The sequence below is a fragment of the Aeribacillus sp. FSL M8-0235 genome (assembly GCF_038000355.1).
Lineage (GTDB): Bacteria > Bacillota > Bacilli > Bacillales > Aeribacillaceae > Aeribacillus > Aeribacillus composti.
In genome coordinates this window covers 2,793,916-2,813,692 of record NZ_JBBOBW010000001.1, presented here as the reverse complement: position 1 = coordinate 2,813,692, position 19,777 = coordinate 2,793,916, and the positions used below count along the sequence as shown (strand labels likewise).

18 protein-coding genes and 1 other annotated feature are annotated in these 19,777 nt (G+C 39.5%); of the genes, 15 read left to right on the top strand and 3 right to left on the bottom strand.

Features of this window, described 5'->3' with window-relative positions; translation table 11 throughout:
* Positions 1-11: 11 nt before the first annotated feature.
* Positions 12-236 carry a small acid-soluble spore protein SspI gene (gene sspI, locus NSQ71_RS13790; RefSeq protein WP_063387425.1) on the bottom strand — a complete coding sequence of 75 codons (225 nt, stop codon included), beginning with the start codon at positions 234-236 and terminating at the stop codon, positions 12-14.
* A gap of 67 nt (positions 237-303) precedes the next feature.
* Here sspI and NSQ71_RS13785 point away from each other — a divergent pair, with 67 nt between their 5' ends.
* The 3 genes from NSQ71_RS13785 (at position 304) to pheT (ending at position 4,872) form a co-directional block, all read left to right on the top strand.
* Complete coding sequence (locus tag NSQ71_RS13785) at positions 304-1,086, top strand: TrmH family RNA methyltransferase (RefSeq protein ID WP_375338756.1); 783 nt, start codon at positions 304-306, stop codon at positions 1,084-1,086.
* Positions 1,087-1,135: 49 nt separating this feature from the next.
* Positions 1,136-1,366, top strand: a binding site (T-box leader).
* Between the two features lie 45 nt (positions 1,367-1,411).
* The gene (pheS, locus tag NSQ71_RS13780; protein ID WP_063387428.1) at positions 1,412-2,446 is read left to right on the top strand and encodes a phenylalanine--tRNA ligase subunit alpha; all 1,035 of its coding nucleotides are present in this window, start codon (positions 1,412-1,414) and stop codon (positions 2,444-2,446) included.
* 14 nt (positions 2,447-2,460) lie between these two features.
* Positions 2,461-4,872 carry a phenylalanine--tRNA ligase subunit beta gene (gene pheT, locus NSQ71_RS13775; protein WP_340734106.1) on the top strand — a complete coding sequence of 804 codons (2,412 nt, stop codon included), beginning with the start codon at positions 2,461-2,463 and terminating at the stop codon, positions 4,870-4,872.
* A gap of 127 nt (positions 4,873-4,999) precedes the next feature.
* Here pheT and rnhC read toward each other — a convergent pair whose 3' ends face one another.
* Positions 5,000-5,908 (bottom strand): ribonuclease HIII, encoded by a 909-nt coding sequence (gene rnhC / locus NSQ71_RS13770; protein WP_340734105.1) that lies wholly within the window; start codon positions 5,906-5,908, stop codon positions 5,000-5,002.
* A gap of 151 nt (positions 5,909-6,059) precedes the next feature.
* On the opposite strand from rnhC, the gene zapA reads away from it, so the two are divergent.
* From zapA to uvrC, 11 genes are all read left to right on the top strand, one after another.
* Positions 6,060-6,317 (top strand): cell division protein ZapA, encoded by a 258-nt coding sequence (gene zapA, locus NSQ71_RS13765; RefSeq protein ID WP_063387431.1) that lies wholly within the window; start codon positions 6,060-6,062, stop codon positions 6,315-6,317.
* A gap of 8 nt (positions 6,318-6,325) precedes the next feature.
* Complete coding sequence (locus NSQ71_RS13760) at positions 6,326-6,874, top strand: CvpA family protein (RefSeq protein WP_063387432.1); 549 nt, start codon at positions 6,326-6,328, stop codon at positions 6,872-6,874.
* Between the two features lie 120 nt (positions 6,875-6,994).
* Positions 6,995-8,713, top strand: coding sequence for a DNA polymerase/3'-5' exonuclease PolX (polX, locus tag NSQ71_RS13755; RefSeq protein ID WP_339197005.1), 1,719 nt, complete (start codon positions 6,995-6,997; stop codon positions 8,711-8,713).
* A gap of 29 nt (positions 8,714-8,742) precedes the next feature.
* On the top strand, positions 8,743-11,103 hold the full coding sequence (locus NSQ71_RS13750) for an endonuclease MutS2 (RefSeq protein ID WP_340734104.1): 2,361 nt from the start codon (positions 8,743-8,745) through the stop codon (positions 11,101-11,103).
* A gap of 23 nt (positions 11,104-11,126) precedes the next feature.
* Entirely contained in the window at positions 11,127-11,537 is a 411-nt protein-coding gene (locus NSQ71_RS13745) for a DUF350 domain-containing protein (RefSeq protein ID WP_063387435.1), read from the top strand.
* Positions 11,538-11,758: 221 nt separating this feature from the next.
* Positions 11,759-13,435 (top strand): long-chain-fatty-acid--CoA ligase, encoded by a 1,677-nt coding sequence (locus tag NSQ71_RS13740; RefSeq protein ID WP_094246314.1) that lies wholly within the window; start codon positions 11,759-11,761, stop codon positions 13,433-13,435.
* A gap of 120 nt (positions 13,436-13,555) precedes the next feature.
* The gene (locus tag NSQ71_RS13735) at positions 13,556-14,146 is read left to right on the top strand and encodes a TetR/AcrR family transcriptional regulator (protein ID WP_339197000.1); all 591 of its coding nucleotides are present in this window, start codon (positions 13,556-13,558) and stop codon (positions 14,144-14,146) included.
* A 38-nt stretch (positions 14,147-14,184) separates the two neighbouring features.
* The gene (locus NSQ71_RS13730) at positions 14,185-14,958 is read left to right on the top strand and encodes an electron transfer flavoprotein subunit beta/FixA family protein (protein WP_063387438.1); all 774 of its coding nucleotides are present in this window, start codon (positions 14,185-14,187) and stop codon (positions 14,956-14,958) included.
* A 30-nt stretch (positions 14,959-14,988) separates the two neighbouring features.
* On the top strand, positions 14,989-15,969 hold the full coding sequence (locus tag NSQ71_RS13725) for an electron transfer flavoprotein subunit alpha/FixB family protein (RefSeq protein WP_063387439.1): 981 nt from the start codon (positions 14,989-14,991) through the stop codon (positions 15,967-15,969).
* Between the two features lie 182 nt (positions 15,970-16,151).
* Positions 16,152-16,466 carry a thioredoxin gene (gene trxA, locus NSQ71_RS13720; RefSeq protein ID WP_063387440.1) on the top strand — a complete coding sequence of 105 codons (315 nt, stop codon included), beginning with the start codon at positions 16,152-16,154 and terminating at the stop codon, positions 16,464-16,466.
* Positions 16,467-16,583: 117 nt separating this feature from the next.
* Positions 16,584-18,356, top strand: a complete 1,773-nt coding sequence (gene uvrC, locus NSQ71_RS13715) for an excinuclease ABC subunit UvrC (protein ID WP_094246311.1) — start codon at positions 16,584-16,586, stop codon at positions 18,354-18,356.
* A gap of 59 nt (positions 18,357-18,415) precedes the next feature.
* Here uvrC and NSQ71_RS13710 read toward each other — a convergent pair whose 3' ends face one another.
* Positions 18,416-18,865 carry a YslB family protein gene (locus tag NSQ71_RS13710; RefSeq protein ID WP_232515579.1) on the bottom strand — a complete coding sequence of 150 codons (450 nt, stop codon included), beginning with the start codon at positions 18,863-18,865 and terminating at the stop codon, positions 18,416-18,418.
* Between the two features lie 300 nt (positions 18,866-19,165).
* Here NSQ71_RS13710 and NSQ71_RS13705 point away from each other — a divergent pair, with 300 nt between their 5' ends.
* Complete coding sequence (locus tag NSQ71_RS13705) at positions 19,166-19,774, top strand: succinate dehydrogenase cytochrome b558 subunit (RefSeq protein ID WP_339196997.1); 609 nt, start codon at positions 19,166-19,168, stop codon at positions 19,772-19,774.
* Positions 19,775-19,777 lie beyond the last annotated feature (3 nt).

Sequence of the window (19,777 nt, the reverse complement as noted above, 5' to 3'; positions counted from 1 at the left end):
GCAGGAGCTGGTTATTTCCCAGCTCCAGTCTCTTTTAATCCTTGTTCAAGTGTTTCAACCATTTCCTGCTGATCACGCTGACTTGAATGGTTCCAGATAATTTCAAATAACACGCCTAACCCTGGAAGCATTTTTTCTTCCTTGCTATTGATGGCATCAACGATCGTTTCTCTCAGCTCGTCTTTTGAATTTTGCGATATGTTGGCAATGACTGCATTGCGCAAATCAAAATTCATATCCTTCACCTCGTTTTTCTTCATTCTTCTTTATTTTTTCTTTTGTTTTCTATAATATGTATATGAAATGAACTATCAGTTGAAGGAGACACCATCATTGAAACGGATTGCGTCAACTAAAAATGAAAGAGTAAAAGAATGGAAAAAGCTGCAATCAAGAAAAAAACGGGAAGAGCGCGGGCTGTTTTTAATTGAAGGCTTGCATTTAATCGAGGAAGCTCTCAAATACAAATCAATTGTTCAAGAGTTAATTGTTTTAGACGGAGCGAAGCTGCCAAATCATTTTTTCGAAGGTACTATTCCGACAACGATTGTTTCCAAAGAGGTGTTTTCGCTTCTGTCTGAAACGGATTCCCCGCAAGGTGTCATGGCTGTTTGTAAGCAGCTTAGGTGGGAAATCGATTTGAACGCCAAAAAATGGCTGTTAATAGATGCGGTTCAAGACCCAGGAAATCTCGGTACGATCATTCGTACTGCAGATGCGGCTGGAATGGATGTTGTGATTTTAGGTGACGGGACGGTTGATTTGTACAATAGTAAAACGATCCGGGCGACACAAGGATCAATTTTTCATTTGCCTGTGGTCAATTCGTCATTAAAACAGATTATAAACAAATTGAAGGAAGAGAAAATTCCTGTATTTGGAACTTCAACAAAAAATGCTGTTTTCTATAAAGAGATCCCTCCATCTGAAACATTTGCCCTCCTTGTAGGAAATGAGGGAAATGGGGTCTCAAAAGAGCTGCTGGATATGACGGATCAAAATTTACACATTCCGATTTATGGAAAAGCGGAGTCATTAAATGTTGCCGTTGCTTCAGCTATTTTCATGTACCATCTTCGCAAATAGTGTTGCGCCTTTAATTCCTTTTTTTTATAATTAAAAGCAATTGAATAAAGGAATAACGATGACGGAGAAGAGTAGTTTGCAGGTCGCCATTTAGGGAGAAAATGCCGTAGACTGGAAGCATTTTTATGGTAGAGGCAAACGAATTCACCTCCAGAGTTGACGCCAGGACCATGCGGAAGCATGTAAAGGCGCTCCGGCTGTGCCGTTATGATAATGAAGTGAACAAAGATTCTTTCTTTGTTAATAAGGGTGGTACCGCGAAATTCAACTCGTCCCTTTTTTGGGATGGGTTTTTTTATTTATTTTAAAAAAAGGAGGAATTTACATGCAGGAAGAATTAACAAAGCTTCGCGATGAAGCGTTGCAAAAGGTACGGGAAGCAACGGATTTAAAACAATTGCAAAATATTCGCGTTCAATATCTTGGAAAAAAAGGACCGATTACCGAAGTTCTTCGCGGAATGGGAAAGCTTTCGAAAGAAGAACGGCCGAAAATAGGTGCGTTAGCAAATGAAATTCGGGAAGTGATTGCCGGGGAAATAACAAGTAAGCAAGAACAACTCGAAAAAGCAGAAATCGAGAAAAAATTACAGCAAGAAACGATTGACGTTACCCTTCCAGGCAGACCGGTTCGAACAGGAAACCATCATCCTCTCCAAGCGGTCATTGAAGAAATTGAAGATTTGTTTATCGGCATGGGATACACAGTAGAGGAAGGTCCAGAAGTTGAAACAGATTATTACAATTTTGAAGCGCTCAATTTGCCGAAGGGCCATCCGGCAAGGGATATGCAAGATTCCTTTTACATAACTGATGAAATTTTGCTGCGCACACACACATCTCCAGTTCAGGCGAGAACGTTAGAAAAATATAAAGGGAAAGGTCCTGTAAAAATCATTTGTCCAGGGAAAGTATACAGACGTGATACAGATGATGCAACGCACTCCCATCAATTTACGCAAATTGAAGGGCTCGTTGTGGATGAAAACATTCGCATGAGCGATTTAAAAGGAACGCTCGAAGTGTTTGCGAAAAAACTGTTCGGTGAAGACAGGCAAATTCGTCTGCGTCCGAGCTTTTTCCCGTTTACTGAACCGTCGGTGGAAGTCGATGTATCCTGCTTTAAATGCTCCATGAAAGGCTGTCATGTATGCAAAGGAACAGGCTGGATTGAAATTTTAGGAGCGGGGATGGTTCATCCAAACGTTTTGGAAATGGCGGGATTCGATTCGAAAAAATACCGTGGTTTTGCATTTGGAATGGGACCGGAACGGATTGCCATGTTGAAATATGGAATTGATGATATTCGTCATTTTTATACAAACGATGTGCGTTTTTTGAAACAGTTTAAACAAGCTTAAAAGGAGGTTTTCTCATGTTCGTTTCATACAAATGGCTCTCTGAATATGTCGATCTAGACATTTCCCCTGAGGAGCTGGCTGAAAAAATAACGAAGAGCGGCATTGAAGTTGAAAATGTTCAAGCTGTTAATGAAGGAATAAAAGATGTTGTAGTTGGACAGGTGCTTGAAAAAGAACAGCATCCAAATGCAGAAAAATTAAGCAAATGTTTAGTTGACATCGGAGAAGGAGAACCAGTGCAAATTATATGCGGCGCCAAAAACGTTGAAAAAGGGCAAAAAGTGCCGGTAGCCAAAGTTGGTGCGGTTTTGCCGGGCAATTTCAAAATTAAACGGGCAAAGCTGCGCGGTGAAGAATCTAACGGTATGATTTGTTCTTTGCAAGAGCTGGGCATTGAAGGAAAGCTTGTCCCAAAAGAGTTTTCTGACGGCATTTTTGTTTTCCCTAGTGATGCTGAAGTTGGAAAAAATGCGATTGAACAGCTGTTTATGGACGATTATGTACTTGAATTAGGTCTTACACCAAACCGTTCTGACTGTTTAAGCATGATCGGTGTTGCCTATGAAGTTGCAGCAATTTTAAAGAAAGAGGTTCGAAAGCCGGAAGTTCATTATGAGGCTGCCGAAGAAAAAGCAACTGATTATATTACTGTGAATGTTGAAGCAAAAGAAGATAATCCATTCTATGTAGCCAAAATTATTAAAAATGTCAAAATTGCCCCTTCCCCTTTATGGATGCAAATGCGCTTAATAAAAGCCGGAATCAGACCGCATAACAACGTCGTCGATATTACAAACTATTGTTTATTAGAATACGGCCAGCCGCTTCATGCGTTTGACTATGACCGGTTCGGATCAAAGGAAATACTCGTTCGCCGCGCACATGACGGAGAGACGATCGTGACCCTTGATGATCAAGAACGAAAGCTTACAAGCGATCACCTTGTGATCACAAATGGCAAAGTACCTGTTGCATTAGCTGGTGTAATGGGAGGGGCCGATTCTGAAGTAAGAGACGATACGACGACCGTTTTGCTTGAGGCCGCCTATTTTAAAGGCAGTGTTGTCCGAAAAGCGTCGAAGGATTTCGGACTTAGAAGTGAAGCGAGCTTGAGATTTGAAAAGGGGGTTGACCCGAACAGGGTAAAAGCTGCAGCAGAGCGGGCAGCACAATTGATCGCAAAATACGCCTCCGGAACTGTTTTAGAAGGTGAAGCAGAATTTCATGATTTTTCAATCGAGAAAAAAGTGATCACCATTTCCGCTGAGAAAATTAACAACGTTTTAGGGACAAACATTGCAGTAGATGAAATAAAAGAAATTTTTGACCGCTTGCAATTTGAAACCGTTGAAGAAAACGGTCTTTTTACAGTAACCGTTCCGACAAGAAGAGGCGATATTGCGATTGAAGAAGATTTAATTGAAGAAGTAGCCCGCCTTTACGGATATGACTATATTCCGTCAACATTGCCTGCAGGATCTTCAACATCCGGAGCATTAACAGACTATCAATTGAAAAGAAGAAAAGTGCGAAGATTTTTGGAAGGCGCCGGGCTTTATCAAGCGATCACATATTCGTTAACGAGCAAAGAAAAGGCGGGACAATTTACGCTGGAGACGTCAAGCTTTACTCAATTAGCATTGCCGATGAGTGAAGAGCGGAGTGTTTTGCGTTTAAGCCTGCTTCCTCATTTGCTTGAGTCCGTAAAATATAATAAAGCGCGGCAAATCGATGATATTCATCTTTATGAAATTGGTTCTGTTTTCATTTCGGACGATGCTTTAGAAAAGCCTTTGGAAAAAGAACGTTTATCAGGCGTCATGACGGGTCACTACGTTTATCACCCATGGCAAGGGGAAAAAACAAAAGTTGATTTTTATGTTGTGAAAGGAATTTTAGACGGTTTATTTGATCTGCTTGGACTGTTGGATGAAATTGAGTATAAACAGGCAAAACGTGAAGGGCTGCATCCCGGCAGAACGGCAGATATTTATTTAAACGGATCATTCATCGGATTTGTCGGCGAATTAAATCCGGAAGTTGAAAAAGAGTATGATTTAGATGAAACATATGTTTTTGAGCTGAAGCTAGCCGATCTCATTCAATATGAAGCTAAGCCAGTCATATATACGCCGATTCCAAGGTTCCCATCCATTACAAGGGATATCGCCTTAGTCGTTGATCAGCATGTGCATGCTGGCGAGCTTCAAGAAACGATCCGGGAAGCGGGCGGAAAACTGTTAAAAGAGATTTCCATTTTCGATGTGTATGAAGGAGAACGTTTGGGAGCAGGGAAAAAATCGATCGCATTTTCACTCCGCTACTACGATCCTGAACGAACATTGACGGATGAGGAAGCAGCAAAAGCTCATGAAAAAGTAATTAAGGCGGTAGAGGAAAAATTTTCAGCAGTTCTTCGCAGCTAACGCAGGACGATAAATCCCTAAAATAATTCCAGCTAACAAATGAAGGTGCAGATAGCACCTTCATTTTTATTGAAATCATAAATTGGTCCTGCTAACCTCAGAAAATAAGATTTCCGGATTCGTCATTTCAATTCAATAGATTCAAAGCTTTTTCGGTGTTGGCAAAATGAAGCTTTGCCATTTTGCCAAGTGTGTTTTTCCCTTTTTCCTTTATTAATTTGGCAGCAGCTTCATCAACAGTATGGCTGGCTCCTTTTGGCAAATAAAATCCGGCTGCGTTGGATAAGCTGTTTAATTCTTTTAAAAAAGCATATCTTGCGATAATGGATGCTGCAGCGACAGATATGTGTATATGCTCCGCCTTCGGTTTAAAGATGGTTATGTCTTTAAACGGAACATCCCGGTCTTTAAGATATTGAAAGTAAACATTCGGCTCTGCAAACTGATCGATCAACACAGCTTCTGGTTTATCAGGAGAAATTTTCTTGAGTAAATGATGGATCGCTTGATTATGAAGGATAGCTTTCAATTTCCCTTGGTTCATTCCAGATTTTTGCAATTGATTGTATTTTTCATTGCGCAAAATTAAGAGGCTGTACGGAACTTTCTCTATTAAAGTGTTGGCGATTGAAAAAACTTGTTTGTCTGTCAAAGCCTTTGAATCTTTTACTCCAAGCTGCTGAACCAGTTTTCTTTTTTCTTTAGGGACAAATACTGCAGCAACCGTGATCGGTCCAAAATAATCCCCCGTTCCTGCTTCATCAGAGCCGATGACTGACATCTGTTGAAGCTGTTGAAGCTCATTCTCTGTTTGAGAAGGGGCTGTTTTTGCTGTTTTTTCCCATCTGTTTGCTTCCTGCTGAGCGGCAGATCCTTGAAAAAGCACTTTTCCCGACTTGTAAGCAGTGATCGTACAGTTTGTCAATTTGGCAGAAAAGACGGCACCTGGAGGGGTTCTGTCTATAATGAAAGGATTATAAAAATCTTTCAAAGTTTGAATTCCCCCATGATCAACTTTTATGACGATATTGGACAATAAAAAACGCCTCGCTTTCCTAAAATGGATGCTATATTATTGTACCCTTTCTTTTGTTCTTCTTTCCATCTTTTCGACAAACATGTTATGATTATGATTAGGATTTTGAATCATTTTGCGATATTTTTTCATAGAGGATGGAGGATTCGCTTTGTCTGATCAACCTAAAAATAAAGCGACTGTTTATATATATGGACAGCAGTATTCGATTGTTGGAAATGAGAGCGTAAATCATATGAAGCTTGTCGCTTCAATTGTTGACGAAAAAATGCGGGAAATCAGTCAAAAAAACCCATCTCTAGATTTAAACAAGCTGGCAGTACTAACTGCGGTTAATGCTGTTCATGATTATCTCAAATTAAAGGAGAAATTTGAAGAACTAGAAAAGCAACTTCAAGAAAAGGATTGAAATTTAAAATGCTTGACTTGATCATTTTATTTTTCTTAGTATTCGGATTGCTCACTGGCCTTAAAAGGGGATTTATTCTCCAAGTAGTTTATTTATCAAGTGTTATAGTGTCTTTCATAATTGCCAGAACATATTTTGACGATCTTGCTCCTAAACTGGAATTATGGGTACCGTATCCAAATATAGGAGATTCAAATGCTGCTCTATCTATATTGACAGGGGGCCATTTGGAGGAAGCTTACTATCGCGGAGTTGCATTCGTGCTTTTGTTTATCGGATCAAAAATAGCGCTTCACATCATCGGATCTATGTTTGATTTTGTTGCGATGCTTCCAATACTTAAGCAAATCAACCGCTTGCTGGGTGCGGTTTTAGGTTTTGCGGAAACTTACCTCATTTTATTCATTCTGCTTTTTTTGGCAGCGCTCATTCCAGCCGAGCAAATTCAAAATCTTATCGATAAATCGCTGCTGGCTGATTTAATTGTCAATCATACCCCTGTCTTATCTGATAAAATTCACGATCTTTGGATCGGCTATTTCGGTAAAGGAAGCTAGACGTAAAGGGACGATGGAAACATCTTTATTTAGACCCCCATCGTCCTTCTCTGTTTCTATTAAATAGTTCAATAGCAGGTGATTTTTATATTGTTTAAGATTCAAGAGGTGACGTAAAACATGACGGTTCACAAAAAGGATGTTGTCAGCCTGTTAAAGAAAATTGCGGTATATATGGAGTTAAAAGGCGAAAACCCTTTTAAAATCTCCGCGTTTTATAAAGCTGCCAATGCCCTTGAAAGGGATGCGAGAAGCCTATCAGACATCCACGATTTTACTTTAATCAGTGGGATTGGGAAAGGAACGAGTGCAGTCATCGAAGAATTCATAAAAACCGGCGAGTCAAAAACGCTGCAAACCTTGCAAAAGGAAGTTCCTGAAGGGTTAATCCCTCTTCTTCAATTGCCAGGGCTGGGCGGAAAGAAGATTGCAAAATTGTACAAGGATTTAGGTGTTGTGGACATCGATTCTTTAAAAAAAGCTTGTGAAGAACATAAAGTGCAAAGTTTACAAGGTTTTGGAAAAGTAACGGAAGAAAAAATATTGGCTGCGATCGATGAAATGAATAAAAAACCGGGCCGACTGCCTCTTGCTTATATGCTGCCGATTGCAGAAAAAATAGAGAAATTTTTAGAAAAAGGACAGAAAAACGGAATAGTTCGCTTTTCTCGCGCAGGAAGCTTAAGAAGAATGAAAGAAACGATAAAAGACCTTGACTTTATTATTGCGGCGGAAAATAAAGAAGCTGTGCGAGATTACATTTTAACAATGCCGAATATAACTGAAATCATTGCGAAAGGCGATACGAAAATATCGATTGAACTCAAGTTTGATGTCAAGGTTCAGGTCGATTTTCGCATCGTGCACCCAAAGGAATTCATTTCGGCTTTGCACCATTTTACAGGCTCAAAAGAGCATAATGTAAAAATGCGCCAGCTAGCGAAGGAAAGAGGAGAAAAAATAAGCGAATACGGCGTAGAAATAATAGAAACCGGAGAAGTGCTCACATTTGAGTCAGAAAAAGAGCTGTATGCACACTTTCAGCTTCCCTACATTCCGCCAGAGGTTCGGGAAGATGGGGAGGAAGTGGAAAAATACAAAGGAAATCTTATTTCGCTCGAGGAAATAAAGGGAGATCTCCATATGCATTCAACATGGAGCGACGGCGCTCATTCAATCAAGGAAATGGCTGAGGCTGCTAAAAGAAAAGGCTACAAGTACATCGCGATTACAGATCACTCGCAATTTTTAAAAGTAGCCAACGGCTTGACTCCTGAGCAGCTGAAAGAACAAAAAGAAGAAATTGACATGTTGAATGAACAATATTCTGATTTTACGATTTTCAGAGGAATCGAGATGGATATTTTGCCGGACGGTACACTTGATTATGACGACGATTGTCTAAAAGAGCTAGATATAGTTATTGCATCGATCCATTCGAACTTTTCCCAGCCGCAGAGTGTAATTATGAAAAGGCTGAAAGCAGCCCTATATAATAACCATGTTGATATTATCGCTCATCCGACTGGAAGGTTAATTGGGCGAAGAGAAGGATACGATGTTGATATAGAAATGCTTTTAGAACTTGCAAAGGAAACAGATACTATTTTAGAATTGAACGCAAATCCGAACAGGCTTGACTTATGTGTAGAACATTTGAAGAAAGCGAAGGAATACGGTGTAAAGGTTGTGATTAATACAGATGCCCACAGCATAAACATGCTAGAACATATGGAGATAGGGGTTGCGTATGCGCGGAAAGCTTTCATTCAGCCGGATGACGTTGTGAATACGTGGGATGTTGAACAATTAAAGCAATTTTTAAAAAGGAAAGACTGACCATTCAACTGTCAGGAGGTTTTGAGAAGTTGCAGGAACGAGTGTTACATGTTTTGGAATTTAATAAAATAAGGGAACTGCTGAAAGAGCATGCTTCTTCTTCTTTAGGAAAAGAGAAAGCGTTAAAGCTTATGCCATCAGGAGACATCAACGAAGTACTGAAGAGGCAGGAGCAGACAGATGAAGCACTAACAGTGCTCCGATTGAAAGGCTCTGCCCCTTTCGGAGGATTAAGCGACATACGGCCGAGCGTAAAGCGTGCGCAAATAGGCGGAACTTTAGGTCCGCAAGAGCTTGTGGCTGTTTCTGCCGTGTTATATGCTTCAAGACAAATGAAGCAATTTATTGAAAAGTTGACTCAAGAAGAGGAGGTTTCACTTCCTCATTTAGAACAATTGGTCAGCGAAATCGGAATTTATTTAAAAGAAGAAAAAGAAATTCAACGTTGCATACGCGATGACGGGGAAATTGTTGATGATGCGAGCGATAAATTAAAAGCGATAAGAGGTCAAATCCGTACACTGGAGGCTCGTATTCGCGAAAAGCTGGAATCGATCATTCGCTCCCCATCTGCACAAAAAAATCTTTCGGATGCCATTATTACGATTCGAAATGACCGCTATTGCATTCCTGTCAAACAAGAATATAGAGGAGTTTACGGAGGAATCGTCCATGATCAATCTTCCTCAGGAGCAACTCTGTTTATTGAGCCGCAGGCTATCGTAGAAGCGAGCAACTCTTTAAATGAAGCGCGGATTAAGGAAAGGCGCGAAATTGAACGGATCTTAACGGAATTGTCGAAAATGGTTGCTGACATAAGCAAGGGAATCATTCATAATATCACTGTAATGGGTGAAATCGATTTTATGTTTGCCAAGGCATTGTATGCTAAAAAATTAAAGGCTACAAAGCCAAATATAAATGATCGTGGCATTATGAAGCTATATAAAGCCCGCCATCCTCTTATTGACCCTGAAACCGTTGTGCCAAATACAATTGAACTTGGGGAAGATTTTCAATCGATTGTCATTACCGGTCCAAACACCGGCGGTAAGACGGTGACGCTGAAGACAATTGGACTGCTCGCACTAATGGCGCAATCAGGTCTGCAAATACCTGCTGAAGAAGGATCTACAATGCCGGTATTTGAGGCAGTTTACGCAGATATTGGGGATGAACAGTCAATTGAACAAAATTTGAGTACATTTTCTTCTCATATGGTGAACATCGTCAAAATTTTACAGGAACTTAATGATCGCTCACTCGTACTACTTGATGAACTTGGGGCAGGTACAGATCCTGGAGAAGGTGCTGCTCTAGCCATTGCAATTTTGGATGAAGCTTTAAACAGAGGAGCGCAAGTTGTTGCAACCACCCACTATCCCGAATTGAAAGCATACGGATTTAACCGTAAGGGCGTGATCAATGCAAGCGTTGAGTTTGATGTCGACACATTATCGCCGACGTATAAATTGTTGATCGGTGTACCTGGCCGAAGTAATGCGTTTGAAATATCAAAAAGGCTTGGATTGAGCAAAGAAATTATTGAGCGCGCCAAATCGTTCATGAGCGCTGACAGATCCAAAACGGATGCAATGATTGCCTCCCTTGAGGAAAGCAAAAAACGTGCTGAAGAGGATTGGATGGAAGCTGAAAAAACGCTGAAAGAAGCAGAAAAACTTCATAAAGAACTACAAGAACAAATCATTGAATTTAATAAGCAGAAAGACCGCCTATATCAAGAAGCTGAGGAAATGGTGAAAAAAAGGCTGGAAGAAGCGCAAAAAGAAGCAGATCAGATTATTCAAAAATTGAAAAACATGCAAAAAGAGCACAGTTCAGCTATTAAAGAGCATGAATTAATAGAAGCAAAAAAGCGGCTTGAATATGCAGCGCCTGAATTTATAAATACTGAACAAAAATCTGAAAAACAAAAAAGCAAAAAGCAGCTGCGCCCCGGCGATGAGGTAAAAGTGATCAACTTAAATCAAAAAGGACATCTGCTTGAAAAAGCAAATGAAAGTGAATGGCTTGTACAAATTGGAATATTGAAAATGAAAGTAAAAGAAGAAGATCTTGAATATATTGGCAGCCCGAAACAAGAGGGAGAAAAAACGCTCGCAACAGTAAAAGGGAAGGATTTTCATGTTTCATTAGAACTTGATTTGCGGGGAGAGCGATATGAAGATGCGCTCCTCCGTCTTGAAAAATATATTGACGATTGTCTTCTCGCAGGATATCCACGGGCGCACATTATTCATGGCAAAGGGACGGGCGCTTTAAGAAAAGGGGTGCGGGAATTTTTGCAAAACCACCGCGCTGTTAAAAACGTCCGTTTCGGTGAAGCAAATGAAGGCGGAACAGGTGTTACGATTGTCGAGTTCAAATAAACTTTTCTTTAAGGAGAGTAAACATGAATCTGTTTTGGGAAAACGTATATGTTCAAACTGCTGCTAATTATAGTGTTGTCATATTGTGCGGGGTTTTATTTTTAGTCATTTTTGAATTGGTGACGAAATATAAAAACTGGGAAGAAATCCAAAAAGGCAATGTGGCTGTTGCAATGGCAACAGGCGGCAAAATTTTCGGGATTTCAAACGTTTTCCGATTCTCAATTGAACAGCATGACGGTCTTTTTGAAATGATTGGCTGGGGCTTTTACGGATTTGCCTTGCTCTTAATCGGATATTTTATTTTTGAATTTCTGACTCCTAAATTTAATATTGATGATGAAATTCAAAAGGATAACCGTGCAGTTGGCTTTATCTCAATGGTCATATCCATAGGCTTGTCCTTTGTAATCGGAGCAGGAATTACAAATTAGGAGAGGGGAACATGGAAACGCTGGCTAAAATTTTATTTGGTTTGTGCGGTCTGTTTATTGCGATCGGTATTATTTATATGGTGTTTTTTGCTTGAAAAAGCGGAGAAAAGAAAAGGTCTCCGCTTTTTCCTATTTAAAATTCTAAAAATAATTATATTTCTGAATTTTATTTTGATATAATGAAATAAAATCATCATTATTTTTCAAAGGAGAGGAGATAAATGGAATGTCAAAAACCTTGGCTCAATTTTTATCCCTCGGAAATTCCGCATAATATCTCTTGGGAGAATAAGCCGCTTTCCAAATATTTTCAAGATACGGCTAATCAGTTTCCGAATCATACAGCCGTTTCATTTCTTGGAAAGAACATTACGTACCGCAAGCTATACGAACAGATGCTTCAATTGGCTAATTATTTGGAGCAAACAGGGTTTGAAAAAGGGGATCGGGCAGCGATTATGCTTCCAAATTGTCCACAGGCAGTTATTGCTTATTATGCAGTTCTGGAGGCAGGCGGAATAGTCGTTCAATTGAACCCTCTTTATACAGAATCAGAGCTGGAGTACCAGTTGAATGACAGCAGTGCTACACATCTCATTACATTAGATCTTTTCTATCCAAAAGCCTCGAAATTGAAATCTCTCACAAATATCAAACATATCATAATAACAAAGATCCAAGAGTATTTGCCTTTCCCAAAAAATCTTCTATACCCGCTCATTCAAAAGAAGGAGCAAAATCTTTTAATAAAGGTAAACGCAGCAAATGGTGTTCATGTATGGACAGAGATCTTAAAAACATCGCCTGCTAAAGAATTGACAGTAAATATTGATCCGAAAGAAGATATTGCCCTTTTGCAATATACAGGAGGGACGACAGGGACGCCTAAAGGGGTGATGTTGACGCATGAAAACTTAATTTCCAATACGAAAATGTGTGCTGCCTGGATGTATAAATGCAGGAAAGGAGAAGAGTCCATACTAGGAGTTTTGCCTTTTTTTCACGTATATGGCATGACGACTGTAATGAATTTATCGATCATGGAAGGTTTTAAAATGATTTTAATCCCCAAATTTGATTCAACCGAAATTTTGAAAGCGATTGAAAAAGAAAAGCCAACGCTTTTTCCAGGAGTGCCAACGATTTATGTTGCTCTTTTAAATCATAAAGATTTGCGAAAATACGACTTGTCCTCGGTTAAATATTGTATCAGCGGTTCGGCTCCTCTTCCGGTAGAAATTCAGGAGCGCTTTGAAAAAGAAACAGGCGGGAAGCTTGTTGAAGGATATGGACTCTCGGAAGCTTCTCCCGTTACGCATGCAAACTTATTTTATTCAGATGTCAAGAAAAAAGGAAGCATTGGCATCCCTTGGCCCAATACGCATGCAGCCATTTATTCGGCTGAAAAAGAAGGATTTGCAGATGTCAACGAATTCGGCGAGCTTATTGTAAAAGGACCGCAGGTGATGAAAGGCTACTGGAACAACCGAGAGGAAACGGAAGCGGTTTTCAAAGACGGATGGCTTTTTACAGGAGATATCGGCTATATGGATGAAGACGGATTCTTTTATATTGTCGATCGTAAAAAAGATATGATTATTGCTGGCGGGTACAATATTTATCCCCGCGAGATAGAAGAAGTGTTGTATGCTAATGAAAAGGTTAAAGAGGTTGTCGTTGCAGGTGTTCCGGATCCTTACAGAGGCGAGACCGTGAAAGCTTATGTTGTACCAAAGGGAGGAGCACAGCTTACGGAGCAAGAGCTTGACCAATTCGCCCGAAAACATCTTGCCCCGTACAAAGTGCCGAAAAAATACGAATTTCGCGACGAGCTTCCGAAAACAGCAGTAGGAAAAATTTTAAGAAGAAAACTAGTAGAGGAAGAAAGAAAAATATAAAACGGACATCTATCGGTTTTGAACGAGAATAAAAACTTCCCTCAATGCTTGACAAAAAGGCTTAATCTAAATATCATATAAATGAATGACCATTCATTCATTTTGAAGGGAAGATACACGTTGAAAGAAAAAAAGGCAAAATATAAACAAATCATTGATGCAGCTATTGTCGTCATTGCGGAGAACGGCTATCATTCCGCTCAGGTTTCGAAAATTGCCAAACAGGCGGGCGTAGCAGATGGAACGATTTATTTGTATTTTAAAAACAAGGAGGATATTTTAATCTCCCTTTTTCGAGAAAGATTGATGAATCATATCGCTGAAGTGAAAAAAAGCATTGATGCAAAGCAGACTGCTGCAGAAAAATTGTTTGCGTTGATCGAAAAGCATTTTCAAATGCTAGTTCATGATCGGAATTTGGCAGTGGTTCTTCAATTGGAATTGCGGCAAGTAAACAAAGAATTGCGCCGGCGCATAAATGAAATTTTTAAAGAATATTTGAAAGTAATAGACGAAGTGATCGAATTCGGAAAAAAAACGGGAGAGTTTCGACAAGATTTGGATTTAAGGCTGGCAAGACAAATGATTTTTGGGACGATGGACGAAACGGCGACAACGTGGGTAATGAAAGATCAAAAATACGATCTCCTCACAATTGCAGAAAAAATTCCTGAGCTGTTAATCAACGGATTTAAAAGCAATCATTCATAAAAAGAGAATGATCAATTTTTAAAAAGGGGATGGGAAAGGTGAATATTTTTGTCCTTATGAAAAGAACTTTTGACACAGAAGAAAAAATTTTAATTGAAAATGGATCAATCTCCGAGGATGATGCAGAATTCATCATAAACCCTTATGATGAATATGCCATTGAAGAAGCGCTGCAGCTTAAGGAGGCTCATGGCGGAGAAGTAACTGTTGTTACAGTAGGATCAGAAGAAAGCGAAAAAGAGCTGAGAACGGCTCTTGCGATGGGATGCGATAAAGCTGTCTTAATAAATATTGAGGAAGATTTGGAAGATGGAGATCAATTTACAACAGCAAAAATTCTATATGAATTTTTGAAGGATAAAGAAGCGGACATTATATTAGCTGGAAACGTTGCCATTGACGGAGGATCTGGCCAAGTAGGCCCCCGTTTGGCGGAGCTTCTTGACATTCCGTATGTCACAACGATCACAAATATTGAAATAGATGGAAAAAACGTGAAAATTGTGAGAGATGTTGAAGGGGATTCGGAAATCATTGAAACAACACTCCCTCTTTTAGTAACTGCCCAACAAGGTTTAAACGAACCGAGATACCCGTCTTTGCCGGGAATTATGAAGGCAAAGAAAAAACCGCTTGAAGAGTTGGAGCTCGATGATTTAGATCTTGAAGAAGAAGATGTCATGCCGAAAACAAAAACGTTAGAAATTTATTTGCCGCCTAAAAAAGAAGCAGGAAAAATATTGCAAGGGGAACTGCAGGATCAAGTGAAGGAACTTGTTTCTTTATTGAGATCAGAAGCAAAAGTTATTTAGTGGAGACGAATATAGCAGGGGGATGAAAAAATGGCTCGAAAAGTGTTCGTATTGGGAGAAATAAGGGATCAATTTTTAAGGAACGTATCATTTGAAGCGCTTGCAGCCGGCAAGATAATATCCGAAGGCGGAGAGGTGGTCGCCGGATTAATTGGAGAGAACGTTAGAACGCTTGCAAATGACATGATTTATTATGGAGCGGATAGGGTTGTCATCGTGGAAGATGAAAAATTGAAATATTATAGTCCGGACGGGTATTCACAAGCTGTCATGGCGATCATTGACAGTGAAAAGCCTGACGCTATTATTTTCGGACATACGGCATTAGGCAAAGATTTATCTCCAAAAATAGCGGCTAAATTAAACGCAGGTCTTATTTCTGATGCTACCGCTGTAGAAATAGTGGGCGGTAACGTTGTTTTCACAAGACCGATCTATTCAGGAAAAGCTTTTGAGAAAAAAATCATTACGGATGGGATTATTTTTGCGACCGTTCGTCCGAACAATATTCCACCTCTCGAAAAAAATGAATCAAGGAGCGGAGAAGTTGCTTCCATATCGGTAGAAATAAAAGATCTGCGCACGATCGTGCGTGAGGTTGTCCAAAATGCAGCGGAAGGCGTTGACTTATCTGAAGCAAAGGTGATCGTTGCCGGAGGGAGAGGGGTAAAAAGTGCAGAAGGGTTTGAACCGTTAAAAGAATTGGCATCTGTGCTCGGAGGAGCAGTAGGGGCGTCACGCGGTGCCTGTGATGCAAACTATTGTGACTACTCGCTGCAAATCGGACAAACGGGAAAAGTCGTTACACCGGATTTATATATTGCCTGCGGAATTTCTGGAGCCATTCAGCATTTAGCGGGAATGTCGAATTCTAAAGTAATTGTTGCAATCAATAAAGATCCGGAAGCGAACATTTTCAACGTCGCAGACTACGGTATTGTCGGAGATTTATTTGAAGTTGTGCCAATGCTTACGGAAGAATTTAAAAAATTAAAAATCCATTCCTCTTAACGTGTCCTGAATGGACTCGTATTTTTTTGAACAAATCCATTCCTCCTAGTATAAGTGGAGACGGGTCACGACGTACATAAAATACAAAAAATATGAAAAAATAGTTGCAGATCAAAACATTCGCTTCAAGCGAAAGAACATGGTATACTTCACATAGAAAAAGTGAATTAGGAGGAATTAAGATGGCAATTGTAAACGTTACTGACCAGAATTTTTCCCAAGAAACAAGCGAGGGTGTAGTATTGGCAGATTTCTGGGCGCCTTGGTGCGGTCCATGTAAAATGATTGCCCCAGTCCTTGAAGAATTGGATCAAGAACTTGGTGACAAAGTAAAAATTGTTAAGCTTAACGTGGATGAAAATCAAGAAACTGCCGGTCAATACGGAGTCATGAGCATTCCGACGTTAATCGTCTTTAAAAATGGTGAAGCAGTGGATAAAGCGATCGGTTACCAGCCGAAAGAAGCTTTAGCGCAATTGCTTAACAAACATTTGTAATATAAAATATAAAAAGAGGCGCTCACGAAAGTTACCTTTTGGAGCGCCTTCTTGCTTTTAAATGAAAACGGCTGAATAAATCCAGCACAGATTAGAATAAGTTGGAGTGTTTTACCGATGTATGAGCATTTAAAAGAAAAACTTTCGCTTCTTCCGAATAAGCCTGGCTGTTATTTAATGAAGGACAAAAACGGAACCGTCATTTATGTTGGAAAGGCAAAAGTATTGAAAAACCGGGTTCGTTCCTACTTTACTGGATCACATGACGGAAAAACGTTAAGACTCGTTCAAGAAATTGCCGATTTTGAATATATCGTAACATCCTCGAATATTGAGGCGCTTCTATTAGAAATGAATTTAATTAAAAAACATGAACCGAAATACAATGTCAATCTAAAAGATGATAAAAGCTATCCGTATATTAAAATTACTTCCGAGCGCCATCCGCGGCTGATCGTCACACGAAAAGTAAAAAAAGATAAGGGAAAATACTTTGGACCGTATGCAAACGTCCAAGCTGCGAGAGAGACAAAAAAGCTGCTTGACCGCATGTATCCTTTGAGAAAATGCAATTCGCTTCCAGACCGGGTTTGCATCTATTATCATATGGGCCAGTGTCTTGCGCCTTGTGTTCACGAAGTTTCCGAAGAAACGAACAAACAAATGGTGGAAAGCATCATCCGTTTTTTAAATGGCGGATATAAGGAGATCAAAAAAGAATTAACAGAAAAAATGCTGAAATGTGCAGAAAATCTTGAATTTGAAAGGGCAAAAGAATATCGGGACCAAATCGCGCATATCGAAGCAACAATGGAAAAGCAAAAAATGGTTCTCAATGATTTTATTGATCGCGATGTATTTGCTTATTATTACGATAAAGGATGGATGTGCGTCCAAGTATTTTTTATCAGGCAAGGAAAACTGATAGAACGGGATGTGTCCATTTTCCCTCTGTACCAAGAGCCAGAGGAGGAATTTTTAACATTTATTGGTCAATTTTACGCAAAGAACGACCATTTTCTTCCGAAAGAAATAGTCATTCCGGAAGATGTCAATGAGGAAATGGTTCGAGCTTTAGTACAAGTACAGGTCAGCAAACCAAAGAAAGGAAAAAAGAAAGATCTCGTACAGCTAGCTTATCAAAATGCAAAAATTTCGTTAAAAGAGAAGTTTTCACTCATTGAACGAGATGAAGAAAGGACGATCAAAGCAATTGAAAATTTAGGAAAGCAGTTGAATATTCCTACACCACATCGGATTGAAGCTTTTGACAATTCCAATATTCAAGGCGCGGACGCTGTTTCGGCTATGGTTGTTTTCATAGATGGAAAACCTGCGAGAAAAGAGTATCGAAAGTTTAAAATAAAAACAGTCAGCGGGCCTGATGATTATGAATCGATGAGGGAAGTAATTCGCAGGCGATATACTAGAGTGCTGAAGGAGGAGCTGCCGTTGCCGGACCTTATTATTGTTGATGGAGGAAAAGGACAGGTACAAGCAGCTATGGATGTATTAGAAAACGAACTGGGACTTGACGTTCCTGTTGCCGGGCTTGTGAAAGATGACAAGCACAAAACGAGCGATTTGCTTCTCGGCAACCGGGAAGCTGCTGTTCAATTGTCAAGAAGCAGCCAAGAATTTTATTTGCTTCAGCGCATTCAAGATGAAGTGCACCGCTTTGCCATTACGTTTCATCGACAAGTCCGCCAAAAGAATACGTTTAAGTCTGTATTAGATGAAATCCCCGGCATAGGACCTAAGCGTAAAAAACAACTGTTAAAATCGTTCGGTTCCGTTGAAAATATTAAAAAGGCATCGCTTGAAGAGCTAAAACAGGCAGGAATGCCTGAAAAAACAGCACAAAACATTTTACAATATTTCAGCGAATAGCGATGTAATAAAACAAATAGGAGGAAGCTTTTAAATCCTCCTACTGCCCTTTCATTCTGTTAAATTTTATCTTTTTCATCCCATTTTACAATGAAAATAACTTTGTTTAAGCGTTTGTTTATCTGTTCATACGCTTCTGTGACGACACCGTTCATACATTCGATTTGCTGCGCGATAAATCCTGCTTCTAGTTGGAAGGATAAATCTTTGAAAAGCTTCATCCTTTTTTCGATCAATTGGCCTGTTAATTCAAATTCCATTTCGTTTTTTTTCTGGCGAATAATATGAAGATCGCCCCATCCGGCTGATGAAAAAAAAGATATAAGTTCTTCTAACGTAGATAATTGAATTTTTCGAGCTAGCTGTTTGCCTGCCCAATACAAAATGGAATGATGCTCTTTTCCTAGAAGTTCAGGAAGTAAATAGTCGCGAAGCAGCAAAACGCTAAAAGGATGTAAGGTTATTTCTTCTAATTCTTTTAATTGATCGTGATATGACAGCTCTTTCAATCGTTTCCCCTCTTTCTAGCGAACAATTATATTATATCAGCTTTCACATAAGATGAAAGAGTTTATAAAATCAATTTCGGATACGGGAAATATTCTATTTTCCGATCAGAAAAAATGATTTTACTGAATAATACTTTGTAGACGTTTTCTTGACGGTACTACTTTATGGGAGTACAATGAATTTGTCCTATTATTTTAAGATTTCGTCATATTTTGTCGGCGGATTTTTACATGCCAAGCAGGGGGAGCAGGAGATTTTAAGAAATCTTTTAATTTATTAAGATTAGGGGGTAAACGCATATGTCTGGTAACAGAGAATTTGCAAACCGCAGACTACATTCACTTTTAGGTGTTGTACCGATTGGCGTATTTTTAATTCAACACCTGACTGTCAACCATTTCGCCACAAGGGGCGAAGAAGCATTTAACAACGCAGCGCATTTTATGGAAAATTTACCATTCCGCTATTTTCTGGAAATTTTCGTTATTTTCCTTCCTCTGTTATACCACGCCATTTATGGGATTTATATTGCTTTCACAGCAAAAAGCAATGTAGGTCGCTTTGGCTATTTCCGCAATTGGATGTTCCTGCTTCAACGTGTAACTGGTATTATTACCCTTGTTTTTATTGCATGGCATGTATGGGAAACTCGTATTGCCGCGATGTTTGGGGCTGAAGTTAATTTTGATATGATGGAATCCATTTTAAGCAATCCTGTTAGTTTAGTGCTTTACATAGTAGGCGTTCTTTCAGCGATTTTCCATTTTTCCAACGGTCTATGGTCTTTTGCAGTCAGCTGGGGAATTACGGTTACTCCAAAATCTCAGCTAGTCTCAACTTATGTGACAATAGGTATTTTTGTGTTGCTTTCAATCGTAGGTCTTCGTGCCATTTTTGCGTTTGTCTAATCT

Bases quoted from the DNA above. Each gene is read 5' to 3' on its own strand.
- sspI (WP_063387425.1), bottom strand. From the start codon at position 236: ATGAATTTTGATTTGCGCAATGCAGTCATTGCCAACATATCGCAAAAT.
- NSQ71_RS13785 (WP_375338756.1), top strand. From the start codon at position 304: ATGAACTATCAGTTGAAGGAGACACCATCATTGAAACGGATTGCGTCA.
- pheS (WP_063387428.1), top strand. From the start codon at position 1,412: ATGCAGGAAGAATTAACAAAGCTTCGCGATGAAGCGTTGCAAAAGGTA.
- pheT (WP_340734106.1), top strand. From the start codon at position 2,461: ATGTTCGTTTCATACAAATGGCTCTCTGAATATGTCGATCTAGACATT.
- NSQ71_RS13760 (WP_063387432.1), top strand. From the start codon at position 6,326: ATGCTTGACTTGATCATTTTATTTTTCTTAGTATTCGGATTGCTCACT.
- polX (WP_339197005.1), top strand. From the start codon at position 6,995: ATGACGGTTCACAAAAAGGATGTTGTCAGCCTGTTAAAGAAAATTGCG.
- NSQ71_RS13745 (WP_063387435.1), top strand. From the start codon at position 11,127: ATGAATCTGTTTTGGGAAAACGTATATGTTCAAACTGCTGCTAATTAT.
- NSQ71_RS13740 (WP_094246314.1), top strand. From the start codon at position 11,759: ATGGAATGTCAAAAACCTTGGCTCAATTTTTATCCCTCGGAAATTCCG.
- NSQ71_RS13725 (WP_063387439.1), top strand. From the start codon at position 14,989: ATGGCTCGAAAAGTGTTCGTATTGGGAGAAATAAGGGATCAATTTTTA.
- trxA (WP_063387440.1), top strand. From the start codon at position 16,152: ATGGCAATTGTAAACGTTACTGACCAGAATTTTTCCCAAGAAACAAGC.
- uvrC (WP_094246311.1), top strand. From the start codon at position 16,584: ATGTATGAGCATTTAAAAGAAAAACTTTCGCTTCTTCCGAATAAGCCT.
- NSQ71_RS13705 (WP_339196997.1), top strand. From the start codon at position 19,166: ATGTCTGGTAACAGAGAATTTGCAAACCGCAGACTACATTCACTTTTA.